This is a genomic window from Yersinia massiliensis, from assembly GCF_003048255.1.
GTDB classification, from domain to species: Bacteria; Pseudomonadota; Gammaproteobacteria; order Enterobacterales; family Enterobacteriaceae; genus Yersinia; species Yersinia massiliensis_A.
In genome coordinates this window covers 2,643,499-2,666,758 of sequence record NZ_CP028487.1, presented here as the reverse complement: position 1 = coordinate 2,666,758, position 23,260 = coordinate 2,643,499, and the positions used below count along the sequence as shown (strand labels likewise).

Below are 23,260 nucleotides of genomic sequence, written 5' to 3'. Positions count from 1 at the left end.
AATTAATTCCCTGTTAAGTGATACGGATGTTTTTGGTGATTTTCCCCAGTGCCAGCGGTCTGCGTTTTTCCACAAAGAAATAAACGACGTTGAATGCGGACTTGCGATGATTCCCTCGACCAAGAGAGGGCCAGTTGCGGAAAGATTCGATCTGTTCTTGTGAGTAGGGCGTGTCAGAGAAGTCAAACAGCACAAGCAAGGCTTTGCCGTCATGTTTCATCAATTTCTTTACTTCTGTACTGTTGACGGTCGCAGAGACATTGGAACGTGCCGCAGTTGGTTTACGTACTGCAAACTCAACGGCTACATCATCAATGACAAAATCAATGTAACCGTGCCCGGATACAGTTCCTGGCAGCTTGCTTTTTACTTCCGGTGATACGTTATCTGCAAACCAACCCAGCAAATAGCAACGTACCAAAGGCAGTAATTCCCGCTCGCTACATTCGTTCAGACGCAGGGTTTTGACGAACTCCCTGCGATAAAGAGAACAGAAAAAATACTCAAAACATTCCGTTATTTCAGTGATGGTGGTTGCCATGGCTGCATCCTTTACCTGCTATTAGGTCCATTTTTAAGGGCATACCTTTCCGGCCATAATGTTTCCGGTGTCGTATCCAGAGCCCCGGCAATAATGCGTTCAGCTCTGGGGTAATGACGCTCTAAGGCGTTATTTAATGTCCGTGGCGCAAGGCCGTGACTGCGTGACAGTGACGCCAGCGTTAACCCTCGCTTGTGAAGTGCCGCCACAATATCGGCACGATGCCAGTTCCCTGAACTTCCTTTGCTTTGCTTTTTCTGCGATGCTGCTGAGTTACGCACAGTATTAACTCCATGGAATCAGTACATGGATATTAAATACGAATAAAAGATACCTCTAAAGTTCTTTTGGTATCTATTTATTGGTTTTCATATTAACGCATTGATATCTGGTGAAATTTATATGAGCAGCAAGAAAGCAGTATCGGCTATATCGACCCATCCTGAAGCTTCTGTGGAAGAGGGAAAAGGCTGGCTGACAGCAGAGGAATTCACCCGTATTGAGGGAATGCCGGGCACACCTCGCGGTGCAAGAATGCGCCTGGAAAAGCTGGCATCTCTGCACCCGGAAATACGTCGTAAAAGGACTGCCGGGAAAGGCGTTGTTTACCATATCAGCGCAGCCACAATGTCGCTTGATGACGAGAGAAACAGGGCTAAGGGCGAAGCGTTTACTCTCGCAGACAGCGATCGCCAACTTAGTCTCTGGATACAGCTATATCGCAATATGTCACCAGCTTCGCGGGCGCAACTGATGGAGCAGGCTCTTAGGCTGGTAAAAGACGATCTGATGTCTAAGGGGCCTGAAGTTTCTGAGCTGGCGGTACAAATCATGAATCTGCCCGAGGATGAGCGTAAGAGCCTGTTTGAAAAGCTGAACGGGAAGGTGTGATAGCGTCAATTTTCCGCCATGCCAGACATAAGGAACCACCCCGGAATCCTGACCTGTCTGACATGGCAGAATGGAAAGTATGCCATTATTTACTAATGAATAAAAAACAGTTTTCAGTTATTTCATTTCTGAACTACATATTAGTTTCTTATTGTTACTATTTGCAGTGAAAGTACATTTTTGATATAATGATATTGCTGATGAACTATATTTCACCCAGTCAGTACGTTGTCATGCACTTACCATTTATTAGGTGATTAAACCCCACCTGTGCTGGTGCAGACATAACGTCTTATCAGAATATGTTGAACAGGAAAATCACTGATGAATATTGTCCATCAGGAAGGGCTAGCTATGCCCGTCGATCAGGAATTAATAAATATCATATTAAATGAAGCGGGAAATCCACCGCCGCATAAAGCCAAAATTACAGCCGTCAGTCTGTTATTTAAAGACCTGAGTTACAGCGCTGAAAATGGCGTTACCATCCTGTCGAAATACGGCTTATTTTACGTAATGATGAATGGTATTTTGATTACATCACCGACTTCAGTTATATGGGAGTGGTTTACCCCGAACTGGAAAAGGAAATTGATATCAGCTGGAGTCAGAAATATGTCTTTCTTGATCATGTTGGTGATCTGCCTGTTAACGCCGGAAGGGAGTTATTTGAACTCTGGCAATCCAACTTTATTCAGTATCACGCCATGAATGTCTACACCGTTACCGTCCTGTGGGAAAGTTAATTCCGCCACGCTAATTATTAATACTTCATGAGGAATTATCTGTGACAACTGACAGAGGGATACGTGCGTCTCAACAGGGCGAACTGGACTGTCTTTGCGGTGCTTATTGTATGGTTAACATGCTGAGCTGGCTTTATGACGGCAGGGTGAAACGACGCCCATTAATGAACCGGCTTATTCAGGTTTATCAGCAGCGCTGGCCTTTGCATGAATGGCTGACTGAAGGGATTGAAGAAGACCGTTTAGACTGGCTGATAGCTCAGGTGTTGCAGAAAGGGTATTACAGCCGCCAGTTCCCGGTTGAAATCACCAAACCCTTTGCAGGGAAGCGGGGGTTATCAGACGGGCGACTTTTCAGGGAAATGCAGCGGTTTCTGGACGTCACTGATCATTCCCGCCTGATTATGCTCAGCGACCAGTTTCACTGGTCCCTTCTGGTCAAAATAGATGAAGAAACGCTCTGTTTCTTCGACAGCAACGGGCGAACCACTATGCCCCGTAAAGCCTTTTCCCTGCGTACTGGCGTAACCCGCCGCCAGCTGTTTCCCGACGCCATTTACTTCATTGAACGGGAGTTCTGAAATGACCATGTTTACCCAGCGTGAAACCCGTATCCTCGACCAGGCGCGTGACATTATCAGTAGATACTACCAGCGTGGGGTTCAACTCTGTTCCCCTGATGATGTACGGCGGTGTGTGATGGTTGAGCTGGCACCGCTTGAACATGAAGAGTTTGGCATCATCCTGCTCGATAATCAGAATCAGCTGCTGCACCGTGAAATCCTGTTCAGGGGTACGTTAAACTCGGTCAGCGTTCACCCCCGCGAAGTTATCAAACGTGTGCTAAAACATAACGCCGCCGCAGTCATCCTTGTCCACAACCACCCCAGCGGCGAGCCTGAACCCAGCCGTTGCGATATTAAGTTGACCAAAAAGCTTCAGGAGCTTCTGGAAATGCTGGATGTGCGGTTGCTTGACCACTTTATCGTGGCAGGAACTGAAACGGTGTCGATGGCTGAACGGGGACTGGTGTGATGCTGAAAGTTACCTGGTTTAATGTACGTTATTGCGGGTTACGCCCATGAGCAGGACGGCGTTGCGTCAGGTCGTGCCGGTGGTGCAAACCACCGTGTTCGATGCGTATATTGGCGGTCTGGCCCCCTCGGGACGGCGGGGCATCACCAGTCTGTTAAACCGCAGCGCCAGCATACTTAAACGCGGTGTGGATGCAGCGGACTATCCGTGGGAACAACTCAACTACGCCGCCGTTGCTAAAGTACGTGCGGCACTGCTGGATGACGGTTACGCCGTGTCATCGGTCAACATGGCGCTGTCAGCGCTCAGGGGAGTGGCGCAGACAGCCTTTAATCTTAATTGTATGAATGCCGAAACGCTGGCTCGTATCCGGTCTGTTAAGCGTGTGAGCGGCGATATCCAGCGCAAGGGAAGGGCGCTGGACAGGCAGGAAATCCGCGCGCTGATTCATGCCGCAAAACAGCATCCGCAACCGGTACGGCGCTGTCGTGATGCCGCCATAGTGCTGACGCTTTGTGGAACGGGCCTGCGGGCCGGGGAACTGGTTAAACTTGAGCGCTGGGACTATGACAATGGCATCCTGACGGTGAGGCAAGGGAAGGGGCGAAAATACCGTGAAATTCACGTGGCGGATGCAGTTGATAAAGCTATCCGCGCTTGGCTGAAGGTCAGCGTAAACGAAGCTGAAAACGCACTGTTCAGCCGTACCCAGCGCAACGGGAAGACCGCCAGCCAGCCTCTGACAACAACCGGGTTAACGGGTATCCTGGTGGAGTTACAGCATACGTCAGGTATTGCACGTTTTACTCCACATGACATGCGGCGTACCTTCATCACCCGCTTGCTGGAGCAGGGTGTGGATATCAACACCGTCCGCCAGTTGGCAGGACACAGCGACATATCCACGACTACACGCTATGACTGCCGTGGTGAGAGCATGAAAATCAGCGCCAGCAAACGTATCAGGTGTTTTTAGCTGCTGAGGAGATTCAGTAGCGACTTAAGTTTTATCTTCAGCACTCAACCGCGCGTACTTTTGATTCTGGACGTTAATTTGTGCATTGATATTTTCAGGCTGAAGCATCCATGCAACATCCTCACGCGTCCATTTTTTTCCGTCAGATAGTTGTTTAAACGGGGGTTTCCACTTTCCATACTCATTAAGTTTTTCTGCTACCGATGCATATTTCTCACGATCTGACTCCCCCGTGTGGAGTTTATCAAAGCGGCCTTTAACGAGCTGGTAAACAGTGTAGATTTCCTGTGCCTTAGGGGACCTGCCCGGGACTATCACGGGGTGCTCCTCCAGCCCATAAATCCCATTTAGCTCTCCCCCATTGAGCAGGTCATTAAACATGTGATTCACGCAGGCACTCAGCACATCCGCCGCTTTCTTTGCGTCGATTTTATCCGGGCTAAAACCCGTTCCCGTCAGTTTCCGGGAAATCAGCGCCAATTTTTGTCGGGTATCCCGCCCCAGATAGAGCTTCTTCTCCAGAAATTCAAAGACCTCATTACTGCTTTTACGTGCCCGGTGGCATTTCGCGTCAGCCTTGTTGCTTGGGTTACCAATCACAGGTCACCTCCATGATAGTGTTTTGTTTAAAATATCATCATTGAGCCTCAGTAGAAAAGGGCTCTTTATGTGACCGTTTCAGAGACATAAAAAGGTACTTCCGAATGACATAAACATGAACGATGCCTTCAATGTGCTCAACGAAGGCAGCGTTGGGCGAATCCTTGCGTTTTTTGGTGGTTGTAAATAACCCCGCTCCTGAAACAGCTCAAAGGAGCACAAGCATGAACACTAACCGTATTTTGCGTAAAAAAGAGGTTCTTCATCTGACGGGGATCTCGTCAGCGACGTTGTACCGACTCATCTCGAAAGGAGCCTTTCCAGAATCTAAAAAACTGACTGGTGATAGTGGCCGGGCAGTGGGCTGGGGATTAAATGAAATTCAAAACTGGGTTAACGGTCGTATGCAGGCGGGAGAGTAAAATGAAAGAGATAAATTCGAACACCAGTGCAACGAACAAAAAGTTAGTTCCCTGGTTTAAAACCATGGGGAAACAAATTGGTTTACCACAATATCAGATAGCTGCTGTGTTAAAGGAGCAGAAGGTTCGGATAGATAAGCTTAACTATGTATCTGCTTACTGGGTTTCCATCGCCCTCACGCAGGATATTAGGGGACGCGACGGCCTGTGGAATGTCTACGGCAAACTGGCGCTAATTCTTGAGCGTTGCAAATACATTCCCTGCGGGAGCAGGGCCTGTGCATATTGTACAGCAGCTCAGCAATTGCATTATCAGGGGTGGGATGTTACCGGGAAGCATAAGTTATATCAGGGGCCTGCAGTGCGTATAGATTTTTTTAACCTGGACGATCCGAATTCATCCTGTCACTGGGATGAAAATAAGTTAGTCGAAATGCATGGGGATGGCATGCTGAAGTAACCGGTGGACTGCCATTTCTGTTTAGTCAATAAATGAACCTTACCCTGTTACTCTACTCTGGTGGCAGGGTAATCAATTCAATCAGGAATAATCAAAGATGAACGAATCTTATTACTTCAGAACATCCAACCCGGATTACATTCGCCACGCCCCCTCAACGCTTGAGATTTTAAGTCAGGCATTCCCCACTCTTATTACGCAGCAGGAAAGTGAGCATGAACTGCAGCATCTTATCCATCTGCTGAATAAACTGAAAGGCAGTAATCGCTGCTATAACGTCATTGCCCAAAAACTCGGGCAGTGCAGAAATGAAGCTCCGTGCAAAAGTATTGTCTGTCCGCATTGCCAGCGGGAACGCATTCTGAAGCAACTGGCAATGTGGCATGTCCTGCCGGGGAATTCAGCAGAATACGTGGGAGTGGTCCTGTTTTACAACAAGGAGACGCAAACTCCGCCGCCATGGAAGAACACTGGGGCGCTCAGGGCGCAAATCGGTCGTTATAAGCAGAGGATAAGCCGGGTTCTTAACCGTCTGGGATACGCCGGACCGGCCACAGGAACTTTTAGCATGATGCGACATATCCCTGATGGCCCAGAAGAGCGTATTTTCTGGGTTCCACAGTTGTGTTTATTCCTGCCCAATGACAGTACGTTGATTAAGGGGCTAAAAGCGCATATGTCGCGAAGTGGTGGGGCATTCATTGATTCGTCGACTGTCAACACGCCGGTAATCGTGCTCAGGTATAAAGACCCCGCGAGGCTGCTTTCATGCGCCCTAAATACAGTCTGGCACACAGCAGATTACACACTGACTGATAAAGACGCCCTTGTTAAGTCAAGAATAGAGCCACTGAAAGGCCGGACACTGTTAAAAAGCCTGCTTACCCTGGACTCACTCGGAACAGGTGTCGTTTCTTTTTCGTTTGGGCAACTCCCAGGGAAGGTGCACTGATTTATCGGTAATGCAGCAACCGCAATGCACTTTTGCTGGTGATTAAATTGCAGTGGAACGACGAATAACACCGGCGACCACTGCAATTTTGTAGTTGTAAAACTGCAGCGCTGGCCAGTGATTTTGATTGCGTTGATGCACTTTAAAATTCCAACTGCTCCGGTTTTAACGTAACCGTCTGTTTTCTGCAGGGTCTTACGGATGCCTCTGCGCACCCGATCCTTGTCATCAACTGACGAGTTAGCGCATCTGCGAGGGCTTTCTGCGTTTCTGCCAGTGAATATTCTACACACAATGGGGGGAGCGGTCAGCGAGCACCATTGCCATTGAGCGCAACGGAGAGCCTAGGGACATGTAGCATAACGGAGGCTTCATCCCCTTCTCATGTCATTAAACGATACGGCGAACGAGCGCAGTGAGTGAGGGAAGGCGTCAGCCTGAACAGGGGGAAAGATTTGCGACCGGAGTGGAGCAAATCATGGGCGGAGCCCATCCTCGCGACTGGGGTTTTGACTTTCAAATTGCCCGACTTAGAAACAGGTGGAATAGCAGGTGTAAAAGCCTGCGTAAGAGACCACGTAATGTTCAAAGTAATAGCCGATGCAACGATCCCATGCTGAGACGGGACCGTGAATACTGAAAAGGATTATCCAGTGAAGATCCCTTAGTGGGTTTATGACCGTATTACTGAATTAACGGACTGTGTGGTGGGGGATACGCAATGGGCTGTCACCCGCCGGCAGATATTGCGTCGGTTCTTGGCCCATATATGGCTGGAGGCAGACGATGATGGATGGACTATATGCACTGTCCGGGATATCCGTATCTGTTACGCCAGCCTTCTAAGTGAATGTGAGATCAATTACCAAGGCAGGGCCTCCATATCTATGCTGGTCGATTTCCTGCCGACACTGCCGGATATCGAATTTCGTGCAGGGAAAGCGTGCGTGGATGTTAAAAAGCGTAAAGCCAGTGCATGGCAGTTCAATCCCAGGCGGCCTGTGTGTGATAAGTCTGCCCGGGGCAAGCTAAACCTAGTTGACCTTGAAACCGGTGAGTCTGTCAGTTTCACGACTTTGCTTAAGGATAATGGGAAAGCTCCCGGGCATGTGATCGATGTTGAGAAACGGCAGACTGACCTAAAACAAAGGGAAAAGGCGTTCCTGGGCAAGGTTACGCGGGGGCGCATGCACATCAACCTGGTGAAGGAATTACGTAGCCGAGAGCCTGATTCCTATTACCGTGCAGGAATACGCAGTCTTAACCATCTCTACAATGGCAGGATTGAGGGACAATATGTCACTTATGACCATCATTATCGTCTGACATTTGGAGGGCGGTATTACGATCAGGCGTTCCAGAATCTACCCAATGAGTTGAAAGCGAAGTTTCGTTGCGGGTTACTCAACTATGACATCGAAGCCTGCAATCTGGCCTGTCTAAACCATCTGTTCAGGGAGTATGATGTCGATTTTCGTGTGGATACTTCTGTCTATGCGGAGATGATGGAACATACCGGGCTGACCCGGAAACAGTGCAAACAGATGGTCCATACCACCACTTACAGAATTGGGCGTGTGACTATTGGTATTAATGATGGCCTTGGGGCAAAAGTGTATAAGTGGTGCGGTAACAGCAAAAAAAAGGCGCTAAAGATTTTGCGTTGGTGGAACCGTTATATCAGTCCATTGAAATCTGCGCTTGAGTCATTGCTGGAACGTGTGCATGGCACACACCGCAAGAGTTGTTCATCACCGCGGAACTATCACAGGTACGCTAATGAAGTCGGATTAATACTGGATCTGAATAGTGAGGTGTATCAGCGTGAAAAGACTCACCATCAGCAATATGCGCGGGATAAGGCACTCTTGGCGTTTATGATCTGTGGTGTGGAGCAGGCGTATATCCGTGAGGTAGTCAGTCTGAACCTTGGTCGTGTCTGCATGCTCGATCACGATGGGGTAGCGGCAACGGGCGCGCTTTCACTGCCGGACTGGCGGGGTTTCACGATGAAGGTGAAGGACTAGCTTACTTTCTTGAATTTAACTATCTGCGATCTCTGATAAGGGCGTATTACGTTGTCAATCATAATGGGATATGCGCATTGGAGCACGATGTGCATATCCAGAAAGTGATCCACGTCCGCTTTGAGCGAGGAGCAGACGTTGAGGGCTATAAGAAGACTACTTAATGTTAGCCGGCTTCAACACAAGCGTGCCGTAGTGTGCTTCGCGGTGACAGTTCGGACAGAGTGCAATAGCATTTTCAAAAGAGTCTTCTCCACCGTTAGCAAGCCACTCCACATGATGCACTTCAAGATACGGTCTACCATCTTCCCGCTTGAATGGTGCATCACGTAGGCAGCTTTGACACTTACCTCCAGCTAAGGCTAATACCTCTGCTACAACGAGGGGATTACGCTTGAAGGTATAGCTCTTTATAATGACCCTTTCTGGCGTGGTGTTAGCTGTAGCCAGCTTCTCTCTACGTTGTTCTGAGGTAAGTTGAGACGCTGTTTCTATGGCCTTTTCAAACTCACTTTTAACCGGACGTGTTAGCCATTTGCCGTCTGAAGCTTCATAGATTTCAAAAACACCATGAAGTGCGGAATCATAGACCTCGAAAACGTTTCCGCGCTTGAAAAGTCGATCATATTCATGGTGGCGATGGGTGACATCATCTGTTCGTCTGGCAGTCCTGTTAAAACTCCAGTGACCACGATTGCAGTTAACTGCGTTAACTATCAGATTCAAATAAGTATTATCTTTGTAATGTGGAAATCTTTTCTTTAAAATTGCATCGACCTGAGCAGCCGTAGCTTTTCCAGCAAACTCGTTTTCAACTATCTCAGCGGTTGTTGTGCGGATTGGTTTATCACCATAAACATACTTACGAGCCATTTCTCTATTCCTTGAAAAGTTCTGGAAGGTGTTGCTGAAGCATAGGCGCGGTGAACATCTTTGACCTGCTCCCAGCAAACTAACATAGCATGATGTAAGCAAGTTCCGCTCCTGGCACAAAGCGGGCTGACATACTGAGCTTAAGGTCCGCTGTGAGCGAAAAGCGGAAGTTCACTTCAGCACGCCTTAAGAGGACGAGGAGTAGTTGCTAGCGGAAATATTTTGGCGGCTTGCCCATGCTTTCAGTTAAAGGATCTATTTAATGCATAGCACGTTATCCGTCACGGGGAATTGGTGCTATGATCGTAATCGCCCCGTCTAGTTGGTGAGTTGTGATATTTGCCGATGGACCAGGTAATACAATTCGGGCTGAATTACCTCCAAATGATCTACTAGTTACCCTCCTTTTCCAATTACTAGCCAGTTTAGGTGATAGACAGTACAAAAAGTCATGACCTGCATATAATGCTTTAATGCATCATTTATATTGTATTGATCTGATATATTAAGAACATCTATGCGTGAGAGTAAATACTGAAACCAGATCTCTACAGCAGATGGTTCCTGAACCTCTGAAACACTACTAATAATAGCATTAGCTAGCTTGCTGAGTGATTGTTCAGCACTTTCACTTATGGGTTGCGCATTTTCAATAAGCCTCTCAATCCGAGTTTGTAAGGAATCGAATTCGATGTGCACGAAGTCAGGATTACCCACCCCCATTACCCCCCCATTTTCGTAATACCACGCACCATGTGTTTTAAGAGCCCCCACAGGCGGAAACGTGCTGTTTTGAACTATAGTCTGATTTCTTGTATGACTATACAAATCACTCTGAGTATGGAAAGCAGGTGCGGCATAGCAAACGATGGCTTTTCCATGCAAAACCTGCTCCATTTTTTCAAGCGCAATCTGCTGGTGTGGTGTAACTGAAAATTTCCAATAGTCTCCAATGATACCCTTATCCTTTAACTTTTTGGCTGGGCGGGTACCCGAATGAGGACGTTTAGCTTGCAGGAAAAGATTTAAATTGAAATCGGGAAGGATTTTCGTTTTTTTTCTTTTTTCCCATATGTAATCCCAATTATAACTATTTAAAATCACTCCAGTCATAGGATGGTTGCTTTCATGCAATTCCCAAAAATAGCGATGCGTTATGTAGGACGCGCGATCAATTCCAATATGCTTTTCAAAGACTTGACCTGGCTCCCAAACAAGATGATTACCATACTCCAGCTGATTGTATAGTGGGCCACGATATTCAGACTCTTCAAAATCTGCAGGGGTCATTTATTTTCCAATTAAGTATCCATAGAGGAATTGTGTTTATAACCTGAGTAAGGATAAGCAGCAACTACAACGACTTTCTTTTATTATTATTGCGTTCACTCTTACCCGTTACCTCCGATCCTGGCACTAAGGAGCCAACTATGATGGGCTTTCTCGTCATGCGTGAACATTGGCTACAATCTAAAATCCAGTTCCATTCTGAAATCAAAACTCGGGAGAATACCTCACAGGAGACATAGCACCTTTCTTTCTGAGGTCATCGGGGATCTTCTTACCTATATAAAGCTGTGTAATTTCAGGAGATGCAGCCCTACCCCGGAAACCAAAGCGGGAACTTTGAGTAGCTTCAAACTCATCATCTGCATCCCATGAAGCTATCTCAGGGAAATTCTCACGAGTAGACTTGAGCCACTCATCAGCAATAAATACGCCCCTAACGATACCTCTTACTGTCGCCAGTATGACCTCAGCCTTACGAGCTCGTTCAACGCTGACACGCCAGCTAAACCGTACAGCATCATAGAGGTCAATATCCTTTGAACTTCTGTTAACCGATATCATTAGGGTCTTGTGTTGGAACGCAATTGTTTCAGGTTGGTACGTAGCAATTAACTCTTTTATGTGTGCAGCACCGAACTCATTACTGCCAGCACCGTTCATAATGTTAGTTAAACCGGGATAGGCGTCTATGAGTGCAGCTTCAACCTCGTAAGCGGTCTTTTCTTCAGCCATACCGTGCCGATGGATAACATGGATCACCTCAAGACCGGCTAATCTGATCTCTCGAAGTTGCTTGAGTTTGTTACTAAGTAACTCATCATCATCCATTGCTGCAACCTCACCACGCATATGAGCAAAGACACGATTACCTTTCCCTTTCCCTACGTAGAACGTACTGCCATCCCTCGGATCAATTAGGCGGTATACATACCAGCCAAGATGTTCGATCACTCCTGCCGGAAATTCATTAATATCCATATAACAATGCCTGCAATTTAACTGATGTGTTACAAAATAAACACAATACTGTCGATTGACAACTTATAGTCCCCAATAGTTAGCATTACGATTTTTACCGTCATAAATAAGCAATGCCCGCTCCTGGCACAAAGTGGACCCTGAGGAATGAGTTCTATCCTCGTGGTTCACTAAGTGCAGCAAGTTCTACTCGAATCCTGCTACCCATTTGTCCAACATATCAGCCCATTCCTGCATCATCACTTTACGCTCATCAAGATAAGTTGCATGGTTGTATGTGCGACGAACATTGTTGGTATCAGCGTGCGCAAGTTGGGCCTCAATAGCATCAGGTCGATAGCCCATTTCATTTAAACGCGTACTTCCTGTAGTTCTGGTAGCATGGGGGCTATAAATGCCACTCCATCCGAGGCTTTTAAGTAGCTGGCGCAGCGAGTGCGATGTCATTGGACCTAGCGGATTATCTCTGCCCGGGAAAAGATGCTGCCGATGCCCGGTTAATCCCTGTAGTGTTCTGAGCATTTTGACAGCTTGGAAGGGTAGGGGAATAACGTGTTCTCTGCGGGCTTTCATTCGCGCTGCCGGAATGGTCCACAGGGCGTTATCAAGATCGAATTCTGTCCATTCTGCTTCGGTGGCTTCTGCAGGACGCGCCAATGTCCACCACATAAGCCACATGCAATAGCTAACCTGGTACGAGCCACGACTATTGTCAAAACAGCTTAATAACTTTCCGATTTGCTGAGGATTCAGTGCTTGTTTGTGCTGTGTCTTATTAGCCGGAAGGGCCTTGCGCACAGGCCATACGGGATCGCTATCAGCTCTAAGCGTCGCGACTGCCAACTCAAAAACTGATGAAATGGTGCGACGGGCTTCAGCGGCAACTGTTGGTGCTCCTCGTTTAGCGGTTTCCTGAAGAATTTTAAGTATATGGTGTGGACTGATCTCTCTGACAGGGAGCTTACCGATGGCGGGAAAAACCACACGTTCAAGCATATCCAGTCGCCGCGTTTTGGTGATTTCGGCCCAGTCTTTCATCTGCAACCACTCTTTAGCGATCAGCTCAAAGGTGTTGGATGCGTCGTTGACCTTGCGGATCTTATCTAACTGGCGAGCCTGTGTCGGGCTAACTCCATCCGCGACTTGTTTACGCGCTTGCTCACATTTTTCTCGAGCTTCGGCAAGTTTGACCGTTGGGTACTCACCCAACGCGAACATGCTGGATTTGCCGTTGAGTTTAAACCGATAGCGCCATGCCTTTTTGCCGTTGGGTTTCACTTCGAGGTAGAGACCATTGAAGTCATTGAGTCGATAGAGTTTTTCTTTCGGCTTAGCAGTGCGGCATTGCGTATCGGTGAGCATAACGGGGCCTTGTTTATTTATTATACCGTTATTGTACTCACTTAAAATGAAGATGGAAGAATGTTGTACTCATCCATGTACTCATTTTTGACAGCGTTGTTACGAGATGAATTGAGACATTGTGAAACGAAAAATCCACGCAATTGCGTGGATTTTATAGCTTTTTGTGATTCTTATGAGATTCAGCGAAACCTCATAAGACAACACATTTTATTTAGACGTTGAACAGGAAGTTCATCACGTCGCCATCTTTTACGATGTATTCTTTGCCTTCTGAACGCATTTTTCCGGCTTCTTTTGCGCCTTGCTCACCTTTGTAGGTAATGAAGTCATCAAAAGCGATGGTCTGGGCGCGGATAAAGCCTTTCTCGAAGTCAGTATGGATTTTACCCGCCGCTTGTGGTGCGGTTGCGCCAACTGGAATGGTCCAAGCGCGGACTTCTTTAACACCGGCGGTGAAGTACGTTTGCAGGTTCAGCAATTCGTAACCTGCACGGATAACACGGTTCAGGCCCGGTTCTTCAATGCCCAGCTCGGCCATAAATTCAGCGCGGTCGGCATCTTCCAACTCGGCGATATCAGACTCAACAGCAGCGCAAACTGCAACGACCACAGAACCTTCTGCCGCCGCTATGGCGCGGACTTGATCTAAATATGGGTTATTTTCGAAGCCATCTTCATTGACGTTGGCAATGTACATGGTCGGTTTCAGCGTCAGGAAGCTCAGATAACGGATCGCGGCTTTATCTTCATCGGTCAGGCTCAGCGAACGCAACATGCCTGCATTCTCTAAATGCGGCAGACATTTTTCCAGTGCTTCCAGTTCAGCTTTCGCGTCTTTATCGCCGCCTTTGGCTTTCTTCTGCACACGGTGTATGGCGCGCTCACAAGTTTCCAGATCAGAAAGTGCCAATTCAGTATTGATGGTATCAATATCATCAGCCGGATCGACTTTCCCTGCGACGTGGATAATGTTGTCGTTTTCAAAACAACGCACGACATGGCCAATCGCTTCTGTCTCACGAATATTGGTCAGGAATTGGTTACCCAGACCTTCGCCTTTAGACGCGCCTTTCACCAAGCCAGCGATATCAACGAATTCCATGGTTGTTGGCAAAATGCGTTGCGGCTTAACAATCTCTGCCAGTTGGTCCAGACGCGGGTCCGGCATTGGCACCACACCCGTATTGGGCTCAATGGTACAGAACGGGAAGTTAGCTGCTTCGATGCCCGCTTGTGTCAACGCGTTGAACAGGGTGGATTTACCTACGTTAGGCAGGCCCACAATACCGCATTTGAATCCCATGTTTTATATCACCTTAAATAACTTAAAAATCAAACTGTTAGAGTTAACAAATTGATGTAATCAAAATTTATGCTGCCATTATACACATATTGATGATTTATCTCGATCATGCTGTTTCTCTACGAATGGCAATTTAGAGTCCATGGGTGATAGGTAATTGATTTTGCTAACTCTGTGTGCGAGATCACGCTTCTGCTATCTGAAGTTTTCTGGTGAATGTCCGATAACCAAATATTACATTCTGAATTTTTAGTCTGGATTATCCCAATGGAAATGAGCATCTATAAATGGCTAATAGTAATTTTGCTGGGTGGGGTAGTCGGTATTGTGGGAATGCGTTTTATAACGGCAGATATTGAGCCAACAGGTCCCACCTTCGCACAGTTGGTTGATCAATATGGCGTAGAAATAGAAAACCACTCAGGCAAAAGCGTCAGGTATGTGGGCTACAAAAAAAAGACTCTTTATGAGGATTTCGATAGCGTTCAACTGACATTCACGGCCACAACAGACAAGTTCGAGCGTACCCATGAGTTGTCTGAGAATAAGACTAAAGCCTCGGCATGGGATACGCTTTTTTGTACCGACAAGCTGAGCGATATTGCTGATGAATATGACGGTAAGAGCAATAATTTTCTCGGGCAGGTGAGGGTAATCGTTTCTGGTGTCGTATTGACCAACGAAGGGCAGCAGGGGATTAATGCGCTGTGCAACAAAAATGAATGAAAGTCAGCTCTAAGGATGACTCCCCAGCAGATGCTATTCGCAGGGGAGTGTTATCTCAGGCGAGTGGGATAAGGTCTTATACCGTAGCCTTAAAAGAGTGCAGGCGATTCATCGCTTTGGTAATGCCGTCTTGCATCAACACTTCGGTGCAACGTATAGATTCATCAATGGCATCATCGATCAGGGTTTGTTCGCTGGCAGGGGGCTTGCCCAGCACAAAACCGACAACTTTACTTTTATCACCTGGATGCCCAATACCAATACGCAGGCGGTAGAAATTAGGATTATTACCGAGCTTATTTTGAATGTCTTTCAACCCGTTATGACCGCCGTTGCCGCCGCCTAGCTTCAATTTCGCCACACCGGGAGGGATATCCAGCTCATCATGCGCGACTAAAATCTCTTCAGGTAAGATTCGGTAAAACCCTGCCATTGCGACCACAGCTTTACCGCTGAGATTCATAAATGTAGAGGGTACTAGCAAGCGAACATCCTGACCTGCCAGATTCAATCGTGCGGTATAGCCGAAGAATTTCGCTTCTTCTTTTAGTGATTGGTTGTGGCGTTCGGCCAATAAATCTACGTACCATGCACCCGCATTATGGCGAGTTTGGGCATATTCAGCACCTGGATTTGCCAGCCCAACGATTAATTTAATACTGCTCACGTCGTCATTCGCTATTACGAAAGGAATTTAGGTGCCACAGTTTACCTGTCATGGCGTGTAATGACAAAACCAAGGTTTTGGTTTTGTAAACGAGAACCCATAGGGATAGTTTGTTATTTGGCGACAACGATCGCGAGGGGTTATATTGACCGAATAGGAATATTCAGACGACAGATTAAGCGCGTAATTTAAAAATAATGATTCACAAAGTGAATAATCGCTTCAGCTTATAATTCAATTACGGTGCTAAATGTCTGGAAAGTGTAAAGATTTGTTGGATTATATTTGTCAGTTGTGATCACACGCGCAATACCATTCTCGCTAGCCTGACTATACTAGGTTATTAAGTGGACACAGATAATCACATTTAGCAAGCAGTTTCATCGTTCGGCTGGGTGATTATTTATTGGAAACCGAAGTGGAGGTGGCATATGAAACGTAAAACTGCTGCAAGACTGGGTAATGCGCTGATGGGGTTAGGTTTGCTGACCATGGTAGTAGGTGTCGGTTACTCAATTCTGACTGAAGTCACGCAACTCGGTTTACCGCAATTTTTCGCCCATGGAGCGGTAATGAGTATTTTTGTTGGAGCATTGTTGTGGTTAGTTGGTGCTCGTATCGGTGGACGAGAAGAAGTCGCAGACCGCTATTGGTGGGTCAAACACTTTGATAAACGTTGTACTCGTAATCAGCGTCATTCATAACGAGTAGTGACGTTAAGTGATTCACCTATAACAGTTATTAGTTTCTAACGGCTATTCATTGTGAAGTGAGGAAAGGTAGCCAATAGATGTTGTCGCCAAAATAAAACCTGTCTTCTCAGTTGTTAAATTGAGCTGATGTACAGGAGGGGGAAATGACGGCTCAAAAATCCATTGATTTAGGTAATATTGACCAAGAGTAGAAAACCCGTTGTCGCAACTGCTTCAACGGGTTTTTCTTTATCTGCTTCAGTTCACTTATTGCATCATATCTACAGGCCACAAATATCCTACGCAACGCCCACAGAGTGGCCCATCACGCAAAAACTTAATGGCTAACTGCGGCTAAAATTCGCCGCAGGAATAGTCATAGCCTGATACTGATTAATGCTCAAACATCGCAGAGATCGACTCTTCATTGCTGATACGGCGGATGGCTTCAGCCAGCATGCCAGACAGCGTCAGAGTACGTACATTTTTCAATGCTTTAATTTCAGCTGATAGTGGGATGGTGTCACACACAATCACTTCGTCGATAACGGAGTGTTTGATGTTCTCAACCGCATTACCAGAGAAGATCGGGTGAGTCGCGTAAGCAAACACGCGTTTCGCACCGCGTTCTTTCAATGCTTCAGCCGCTTTACACAAAGTGCCACCGGTATCGATCATATCGTCAACTAACACACAGTCGCGACCCGCAACGTCACCAATGATATGCATCACTTGTGAAACGTTTGCGCGTGGACGACGTTTATCGATAATCGCCATATCAGTATCGTTCAGCAGTTTTGCGATGGCTCTGGCGCGGACGACGCCGCCGATGTCTGGTGAGACAACGATTGGGTTTTCCAAATTCTGCTGCAACATATCTTCCAGCAGGATTGGGCTACCAAATACGTTATCTACAGGGACATCGAAGAAGCCTTGAATCTGTTCAGCATGAAGGTCCACTGTCAATACGCGGTCAACCCCAACACTTGAGAGAAAATCGGCAACAACTTTGGCAGTGATCGGCACACGGGCGGAACGCACACGGCGATCCTGACGAGCGTAACCGAAGTAAGGAATAACAGCAGTAATTCGTCCTGCGGAGGCGCGACGCAGGGCATCAACCATGACAACCAATTCCATCAGGTTATCGTTCGTGGGTGCGCAGGTGGACTGGATGATGAAAATATCACCACCGCGTACATTTTCGTTGATTTGCACGCTCACTTCGCCGTCGCTAAAACGACCTACAGCGGCGTCACCAAGACTGGTGTACAAACGGTTGGCAATACGTTGTGCTAGTTCCGGGGTGGCGTTACCAGCAAAAAGCTTCATATCAGGCACGAGAAGAACCTCAGGCATGCGTCCAGAGAAGATATAGTCATATCAGTAATCAGGGGCGATTATTCATACTGATAGCAATATACATACGGGTATTTAAAGCCAAAACACAGTTTAACTCTAACCGTCATTTTCAAATTGCAGGGGTGATGACTGCTCTCGCGTGCCGCCTTTCTGCTTTTTGAACGGTAGTCGGTATAAACAGCATTATGTACCGGCTTTCAATCAAGTGAGACAGGTATTTTCAGAACCCAAGGTCAGTGGGGCCATTACTTCGACCTTACGTAACGTTGTAAATCGTTATCTGTGCTCACTGCTTTCAAACTTCCCCGTGCGGGCACGGTGCAGTGGTGAAACGTTCACACCACGAGCAACAAAACCGTGCAACCACTCAGGGGTAATACTTAACACCTGCCGGGCGGATGACTCAGTGTCGAATTCAGCAAACACACAAGCACCTGTTCCGGTCAGACGTGACGGAGCGTATTCTAACAGCCATGAAAGAGCCTGTTCAACCTCGCGAAAACGTTTTCTTGCGATCGGTTCGCAATCATTTGCGTAAGGAGCGCTTAAAAGCGCCGCCAGCGGGCGAATGGGCGTGTTTCTTTTTAATTCAGGATCAGAAAAAATAATCGGTGTTGGGATGCTGACTCCGGGGTGAACGACCAAATACCACTTCTCTTCAGGTGTCGCTGGTTGCAATTTCTCCCCAATGCCTTCGGCAAAAGCCGCATGTCCGCGAACGAATACCGGTACATCGGCCCCCAAAACTAATCCAAGGGCGGCTAATTCTTCATCAGATAGACCACATTGCCAGAGCGAATTGAGGGCGACTAGCACCGTGGCGGCATTAGATGAACCGCCTCCCAATCCCCCCCCCATCGGCAAAATCTTGTTAATACTGATATCTGCACCCCGTGGTGTATTTACCGCACAGGGCTGCTTTTGTAGCAATCGTGCGGCTCGAATGATCAGATTATCTTCGTTTGCCACACCCGCTACCGGTGTTAATAAGTGAATCTGGTCATCGTGACGCGGCACAATGGTCAGTTCATCACCGTAATCGAGAAACTGGAACAGCGTCTGCAATTGATGGTACCCATCCGCACGCCGCCCAGTGATATACAGAAACAAATTCAGTTTTGCCGGTGACGGCCACACATGTTGATTGAGGGTAGCCATATTATTTGACCGTCCAGTTATCCATTTTAAGTTTGATTCGTTGCTCGCCTTGGCTCAATTCCATTCGGCTAGGTAATGCTGGCGTGACTTGAGTATTGTATTCTTGATAATCCACTTTCCAGGTAACACCTGCTTGCGTGTAAGTTAGCTGTTTTAGGCGGTACTTATCGTCCAAAGTGAAATCAGTCGTATCTCCGGGTAAGCCCAGAATCCATTGACGCAAGCTGTCTAATGGGATAGCCATGCCGGTCAGTTTCTGAATCATTTCTTGCGGGTTATCACTGACGTAGCGTTTACCTTGATTGTCAGTCAACTGAGTGACACCCGGTTGAACAAGTAATTCAAGCTCGGTACTGCCTAACGGGTTGGTTAGCAGCAGGCGATAACGCTCTGGCGCGGTTTGTTGCCAGAAGAAGCGGGCATAAACTTTCTGCTTTTCAGAAATATAGGCAAAAGCACCGCGAGTCTGGAATTGGCTTAATTGTTGTAGCTGTTGTTCATGTTGACGCCATTGTGGCGATGTAGGGCTAGTTGCAGGGCCGCGCGGCGGCGTGGTGCTACAAGCTGCCAGCAGCAAAGTCGCTAAAGGAAGCAGGCGATAAAAACTGATTTTGCGCTGAGGCATGGGTATAAATCCTATCGGTCGCAGGGGTTGCACTGATGGCACATTGTTATAAAGCAGCTTTATGATAAAGCAAATCCCATTGATGCGTAGCAATAATGGGCATTATTGCTGCTCACGCTAACGGGCTGAAGCTGGCGCGTCAATATTTTGCCCTGTTTTGTCATGAGAGTAAGTAACTTTGTTGTACAGCAGATAACCAATTTCTGATCATAATTTATGATAATACCTAGGATATTACACTGTGACTTTTATTGAACTCGCGCATCAAGTAGAATGCGGTTCAGAAGAGAATCCTTACTAACACCAGTATTACTCGAAGCCGTTCCCATGACTCTGCTTGCATTAGGCATTAACCACAAAACTGCGCCTGTATCGTTACGTGAACGAGTGACTTTTTCACCGGAATCGATCGATCAGGCACTTGCTAGCTTGCTCCAACAGCCGTTGGTGCAGGGCGGTGTTGTATTGTCTACTTGTAACAGAACTGAGTTATATCTCAGCGTCGAACAGCAAGAGAATCTGCACGAACAACTCATCGCTTGGTTGTGTAACTACCATCAGCTCAGTCAGGAAGAAGTCAGAAAAAGTCTGTACTGGCATCATGGCAATGACGCAGTCAGTCACTTGATGCGCGTCGCGAGTGGTTTGGACTCTCTGGTCCTCGGTGAGCCGCAAATTTTGGGGCAGGTGAAAAAAGCTTTCGCTGAGTCTCAGCGTGGTCAATCACTGTCTGGTGAATTAGAACGGTTGTTCCAGAAATCCTTTTCGGTCGCTAAACGAGTCCGCACCGAAACAGAAATTGGGGCGAGTGCCGTTTCGGTCGCGTTTGCGGCTTGTACACTGGCGCGGCAGATATTTGAATCACTGTCTGAGCTCAATGTGTTGCTCGTCGGTGCGGGTGAAACTATTGAGCTGGTGGCACGGCATTTACGTGAGCATCAAGTCAAACATATGATTATCGCTAACCGTACTCGCGAGCGGGCGCAATCGCTGGCGACCGAAGTCGGGGCGGAAGTCATTACTTTGCCAGAAATCGACGCGCGTTTGGCCGATGCTGACATCATCATTAGTTCAACCGCCAGCCCGTTGCCGATTATTGGTAAAGGGATGGTCGAGCGGGCGCTGAAAAGCCGCCGCAATCAGCCAATGCTGTTTGTGGATATTGCCGTGCCTCGCGACATTGAGCCTGAAGTCGGTAAATTGTCCAACGCCTATTTGTACAGTGTTGATGATTTACAAACGATCATTCAGCACAACATGGCACAACGTCAGGCTGCTGCTGTTCAGGCCGAATCGATTGTCCAACAGGAAAGTATGAATTTTATGACCTGGCTGCGTGCGCAGGGGGCGGTAGAAACGATTCGTGATTACCGTTCTCAGGCCGAACAGATGCGTAGCGAGATGACCGCGAAAGCATTAGCCGCCATTGAGCAGGGGGCGGATGTCGAGCAGGTGGTGAATGAATTAGCCTATAAGCTCACCAACCGCTTGATTCATGCACCCACCAAATCCCTCCAACAAGCCGCTAGCGATGGCGATATGGAGCGGTTGCAATTATTACGCGACAGCCTTGGGCTGGATCAGCATTAGTTTCCTCTAATTACAGGGTTTAAAACCACGGATGAAGTCTTCTATTGTTGCCAAACTGGAAGCGTTACAAGAGCGCCATGAAGAAGTCCTAGCGCACCTTGGCGATGCCAGCGTTATTGCCGACCAAGACCGTTTCCGCGCGTTATCTCGTGAATATGCGCAATTAACCGACGTCACTCGTTGTTTTAAAGAGTGGCGCAGCGTGCAAGATGATCTCGAAGCGGCAGAAATGATGCTGGAAGATCCTGAAATGCGGGAAATGGCACAGGAAGAGCTGAAAGAAGCCAAAACGCGCAGTGAAGAGCTGGAACAACAGTTGCAACTGTTGCTGCTGCCAAAAGACCCTGACGATGAGCGTGATTGCTTCTTGGAAATCCGTGCTGGGACCGGTGGTGATGAGGCGGCTATTTTTGCCGGTGATATGTTCCGTATGTACAGCCGTTATGCTGAATCTCGCCGCTGGAAAGTGGAAATCATGAGTGCCAGTGACGGCGAGCATGGTGGTTATAAAGAAGTGATCGCTAAAATCTCCGGTGACGGTGTTTTTGGGCAGCTAAAATTTGAGTCCGGTGGGCACCGTGTTCAACGTGTGCCGGAAACCGAATCACAGGGGCGTATTCATACTTCCGCATGTACTGTGGCGGTGATGCCTGCGGTGCCTGAAGCCGAAATGCCTGAAATCAACGCTGGTGACTTGCGTATTGATACTTTCCGCTCCTCTGGTGCCGGTGGTCAGCACGTAAACACCACCGATTCCGCTATCCGTATTACCCACATTCCAACGGGGATTGTGGTGGAATGTCAGGACGAGCGTTCACAACATAAAAACAAAGCAAAAGCGATGTCGGTATTGGGCGCGCGTATCCGTGCTGCCGAAATGCAAAAACGCCAACTGGCTGAAGCCTCAGAGCGGCGCAACTTGCTCGGTACCGGCGACCGTTCTGATCGCAATCGCACCTATAACTTCCCACAAGGGCGCGTGACTGATCATCGTATCAATCTGACGTTGTACCGTTTGGATGAAGTAATGGAAGGTAAACTAGACATGCTGATCCAGCCGATTGTGCAGGAATACCAAGCAGATCAACTCTCCGCATTATCTGAGCAAGATTAATGGATTACCAGCAGTGGCTGTCGCTTGCGGCAGCCCGTTTTAACCAAAGCGATAGCCCGAAGCGTGATGCGGAAATCTTGTTGAGCTACGTCACAGGGCGGGCGCGCACCTTTCTACTGGCTTTCGGGGAAACGGTATTGACCCCCGAAGAGCTAGCAGCGTTAGCACCACTGCTCGAGCGCCGTGAGCAGGGCGAACCTATTGCTTATCTGGTTGGCGAGCGAGAGTTTTGGTCGCTGCCACTGAGTGTCTCTTCCGCTACATTGATTCCACGCCCTGATACAGAATGCCTCGTTGAGCAGGCGCTTGCACATCTGCCATCCACCCCTTGTCGTATTTTGGATTTAGGCACAGGGACAGGGGCAATTGCGTTGGCACTGGCTAGTGAACGGCCCGACTGCACAGTGATGGGCGTTGATATCAAAAATGATGCTGTGGCCTTGGCACGGCATAATGCCGAGAAACTCGCGCTGTTGAACGTTCATTTTCAACAAGGCAGTTGGTTTCAATCGGTGAGCGGTAAATTCACACTGATTGCCAGTAACCCTCCTTACATCGATGCCAATGACCCTCACCTTAATGAAGGCGATGTCCGCTATGAGCCGCAAAGTGCGCTGGTGGCCTCAGATGAAGGGATGGCTGATTTGGCCGAAATCATCCGTCAGGCACCTGCTTATCTGGAAACGGGCGGGTGGTTGATGTTGGAACACGGATGGCAGCAGGCGCAGGCCGTACAAAAACACCTTAAAAATTCGGGTTTTAGTGCTGTAATTACCCATAAAGATTATGGTAATAATGAGCGTGTGACTTTGGGGCAATGGGCTGTTTAATCGTGCATGTTCGCGGTGTACATGAAATTCATGCAGC

General features: G+C 47.7%; 26 protein-coding genes and 1 pseudogene. 15 read left to right on the top strand and 12 right to left on the bottom strand.

The annotated features are described in order from the left end of the window. Nucleotides 1-13: 13 nt before the first annotated feature. Both DA391_RS12485 and DA391_RS12480 read right to left on the bottom strand, forming a co-directional pair. The gene (locus DA391_RS12485) at nucleotides 14-541 is read right to left on the bottom strand and encodes a hypothetical protein (RefSeq protein ID WP_108087757.1); all 528 of its coding nucleotides are present in this window, start codon (nucleotides 539-541) and stop codon (nucleotides 14-16) included. Nucleotides 542-552: 11 nt separating this feature from the next. Then, nucleotides 553-750 (bottom strand): helix-turn-helix domain-containing protein, encoded by a 198-nt coding sequence (locus DA391_RS12480; protein WP_236936170.1) that lies wholly within the window; start codon nucleotides 748-750, stop codon nucleotides 553-555. On the opposite strand from DA391_RS12480, the gene DA391_RS24490 reads away from it, so the two are divergent. From DA391_RS24490 to DA391_RS12455, 6 genes and pseudogenes are all read left to right on the top strand, one after another. Next, a complete protein-coding gene (locus tag DA391_RS24490) occupies nucleotides 678-830 on the top strand; it encodes a hypothetical protein (protein ID WP_240624724.1) in 153 nt (50 codons plus the stop codon). The genes DA391_RS12480 and DA391_RS24490 overlap by 73 nt on opposite strands. A 113-nt stretch (nucleotides 831-943) precedes the next feature. After that, complete coding sequence (locus DA391_RS12475; RefSeq protein ID WP_167398174.1) at nucleotides 944-1,432, top strand: hypothetical protein; 489 nt, start codon at nucleotides 944-946, stop codon at nucleotides 1,430-1,432. A 354-nt stretch (nucleotides 1,433-1,786) separates the two neighbouring features. After that, nucleotides 1,787-2,178, top strand: a pseudogene (locus tag DA391_RS24640) (DUF2787 family protein). A gap of 119 nt (nucleotides 2,179-2,297) precedes the next feature. After that, complete coding sequence (locus DA391_RS12465) at nucleotides 2,298-2,759, top strand: hypothetical protein (RefSeq protein ID WP_108088273.1); 462 nt, start codon at nucleotides 2,298-2,300, stop codon at nucleotides 2,757-2,759. A gap of 1 nt (nucleotide 2,760) precedes the next feature. After that, nucleotides 2,761-3,213 carry a RadC family protein gene (radC, locus tag DA391_RS12460; RefSeq protein WP_021179435.1) on the top strand — a complete coding sequence of 151 codons (453 nt, stop codon included), beginning with the start codon at nucleotides 2,761-2,763 and terminating at the stop codon, nucleotides 3,211-3,213. Nucleotides 3,214-3,259: 46 nt separating this feature from the next. After that, complete coding sequence (locus DA391_RS12455; RefSeq protein WP_108087755.1) at nucleotides 3,260-4,189, top strand: tyrosine-type recombinase/integrase; 930 nt, start codon at nucleotides 3,260-3,262, stop codon at nucleotides 4,187-4,189. Nucleotides 4,190-4,213: 24 nt separating this feature from the next. Here the strand turns inward: DA391_RS12455 and DA391_RS12450 are convergent, their stop codons facing one another. Beyond that, the gene (locus DA391_RS12450; RefSeq protein ID WP_108087754.1) at nucleotides 4,214-4,789 is read right to left on the bottom strand and encodes a hypothetical protein; all 576 of its coding nucleotides are present in this window, start codon (nucleotides 4,787-4,789) and stop codon (nucleotides 4,214-4,216) included. Between the two features lie 224 nt (nucleotides 4,790-5,013). Between DA391_RS12450 and DA391_RS12445 the strand changes: the two genes are divergently transcribed. From DA391_RS12445 to DA391_RS12430, 4 genes are all read left to right on the top strand, one after another. After that, nucleotides 5,014-5,211, top strand: coding sequence for a helix-turn-helix transcriptional regulator (locus tag DA391_RS12445; RefSeq protein ID WP_071701106.1), 198 nt, complete (start codon nucleotides 5,014-5,016; stop codon nucleotides 5,209-5,211). Between the two features lies 1 nt (nucleotide 5,212). After that, complete coding sequence (locus DA391_RS12440) at nucleotides 5,213-5,671, top strand: hypothetical protein (protein WP_071701107.1); 459 nt, start codon at nucleotides 5,213-5,215, stop codon at nucleotides 5,669-5,671. Nucleotides 5,672-5,768: 97 nt separating this feature from the next. Further along, nucleotides 5,769-6,623, top strand: a complete 855-nt coding sequence (locus DA391_RS12435) for a hypothetical protein (protein ID WP_108087753.1) — start codon at nucleotides 5,769-5,771, stop codon at nucleotides 6,621-6,623. 887 nt (nucleotides 6,624-7,510) lie between these two features. Then, complete coding sequence (locus DA391_RS12430) at nucleotides 7,511-8,650, top strand: hypothetical protein (RefSeq protein WP_240624720.1); 1,140 nt, start codon at nucleotides 7,511-7,513, stop codon at nucleotides 8,648-8,650. A gap of 156 nt (nucleotides 8,651-8,806) precedes the next feature. Here DA391_RS12430 and DA391_RS12425 read toward each other — a convergent pair whose 3' ends face one another. From DA391_RS12425 to ychF, 5 genes are all read right to left on the bottom strand, one after another. Continuing rightward, nucleotides 8,807-9,523 (bottom strand): HNH endonuclease, encoded by a 717-nt coding sequence (locus DA391_RS12425; RefSeq protein ID WP_108087752.1) that lies wholly within the window; start codon nucleotides 9,521-9,523, stop codon nucleotides 8,807-8,809. 396 nt (nucleotides 9,524-9,919) lie between these two features. Then, nucleotides 9,920-10,813 (bottom strand): hypothetical protein, encoded by an 894-nt coding sequence (locus DA391_RS12420; protein WP_108087751.1) that lies wholly within the window; start codon nucleotides 10,811-10,813, stop codon nucleotides 9,920-9,922. 204 nt (nucleotides 10,814-11,017) lie between these two features. Beyond that, the gene (locus tag DA391_RS12415) at nucleotides 11,018-11,791 is read right to left on the bottom strand and encodes an LEM-3-like GIY-YIG domain-containing protein (RefSeq protein ID WP_108087750.1); all 774 of its coding nucleotides are present in this window, start codon (nucleotides 11,789-11,791) and stop codon (nucleotides 11,018-11,020) included. A 186-nt stretch (nucleotides 11,792-11,977) separates the two neighbouring features. Next, on the bottom strand, nucleotides 11,978-13,153 hold the full coding sequence (locus DA391_RS12410; RefSeq protein WP_108087749.1) for a tyrosine-type recombinase/integrase: 1,176 nt from the start codon (nucleotides 13,151-13,153) through the stop codon (nucleotides 11,978-11,980). 214 nt (nucleotides 13,154-13,367) lie between these two features. Then, entirely contained in the window at nucleotides 13,368-14,459 is a 1,092-nt protein-coding gene (gene ychF / locus DA391_RS12405; protein WP_050285545.1) for a redox-regulated ATPase YchF, read from the bottom strand. A 267-nt stretch (nucleotides 14,460-14,726) separates the two neighbouring features. On the opposite strand from ychF, the gene DA391_RS12400 reads away from it, so the two are divergent. Then, nucleotides 14,727-15,185: a hypothetical protein gene (locus DA391_RS12400; RefSeq protein ID WP_108087748.1), complete on the top strand. Its 459-nt coding sequence runs from the start codon at nucleotides 14,727-14,729 to the stop codon at nucleotides 15,183-15,185. A 76-nt stretch (nucleotides 15,186-15,261) separates the two neighbouring features. Here DA391_RS12400 and pth read toward each other — a convergent pair whose 3' ends face one another. After that, complete coding sequence (gene pth / locus DA391_RS12395; protein ID WP_050081292.1) at nucleotides 15,262-15,852, bottom strand: aminoacyl-tRNA hydrolase; 591 nt, start codon at nucleotides 15,850-15,852, stop codon at nucleotides 15,262-15,264. Between the two features lie 431 nt (nucleotides 15,853-16,283). Here pth and ychH point away from each other — a divergent pair, with 431 nt between their 5' ends. Beyond that, the gene (gene ychH, locus DA391_RS12390; protein ID WP_019209792.1) at nucleotides 16,284-16,556 is read left to right on the top strand and encodes a stress-induced protein YchH; all 273 of its coding nucleotides are present in this window, start codon (nucleotides 16,284-16,286) and stop codon (nucleotides 16,554-16,556) included. A 381-nt stretch (nucleotides 16,557-16,937) separates the two neighbouring features. Here ychH and prs read toward each other — a convergent pair whose 3' ends face one another. The 3 genes from prs to lolB all read right to left on the bottom strand — a co-directional run bounded on the left by prs (nucleotide 16,938) and on the right by lolB (nucleotide 19,689). Then, entirely contained in the window at nucleotides 16,938-17,885 is a 948-nt protein-coding gene (prs, locus tag DA391_RS12385) for a ribose-phosphate diphosphokinase (protein ID WP_004390739.1), read from the bottom strand. 297 nt (nucleotides 17,886-18,182) lie between these two features. Beyond that, entirely contained in the window at nucleotides 18,183-19,064 is an 882-nt protein-coding gene (gene ispE / locus DA391_RS12380) for a 4-(cytidine 5'-diphospho)-2-C-methyl-D-erythritol kinase (RefSeq protein WP_050081291.1), read from the bottom strand. A 1-nt stretch (nucleotide 19,065) separates the two neighbouring features. Next, nucleotides 19,066-19,689: a lipoprotein insertase outer membrane protein LolB gene (lolB, locus tag DA391_RS12375; protein ID WP_019209794.1), complete on the bottom strand. Its 624-nt coding sequence runs from the start codon at nucleotides 19,687-19,689 to the stop codon at nucleotides 19,066-19,068. Nucleotides 19,690-20,016: 327 nt separating this feature from the next. Between lolB and hemA the strand changes: the two genes are divergently transcribed. Genes hemA through prmC form a run of 3 tightly spaced genes read left to right on the top strand, consistent with a single transcriptional unit; the run spans nucleotide 20,017 to nucleotide 23,223 of the window. Beyond that, nucleotides 20,017-21,279: a glutamyl-tRNA reductase gene (hemA, locus tag DA391_RS12370; RefSeq protein WP_050081289.1), complete on the top strand. Its 1,263-nt coding sequence runs from the start codon at nucleotides 20,017-20,019 to the stop codon at nucleotides 21,277-21,279. Between the two features lie 31 nt (nucleotides 21,280-21,310). Further along, nucleotides 21,311-22,393, top strand: a complete 1,083-nt coding sequence (prfA, locus tag DA391_RS12365; protein ID WP_019209796.1) for a peptide chain release factor 1 — start codon at nucleotides 21,311-21,313, stop codon at nucleotides 22,391-22,393. Beyond that, nucleotides 22,393-23,223, top strand: a complete 831-nt coding sequence (prmC, locus tag DA391_RS12360) for a peptide chain release factor N(5)-glutamine methyltransferase (RefSeq protein ID WP_050081288.1) — start codon at nucleotides 22,393-22,395, stop codon at nucleotides 23,221-23,223. Before prfA ends, prmC begins: the two co-directional genes overlap by 1 nt. Nucleotides 23,224-23,260: the final 37 nt, after the last annotated feature.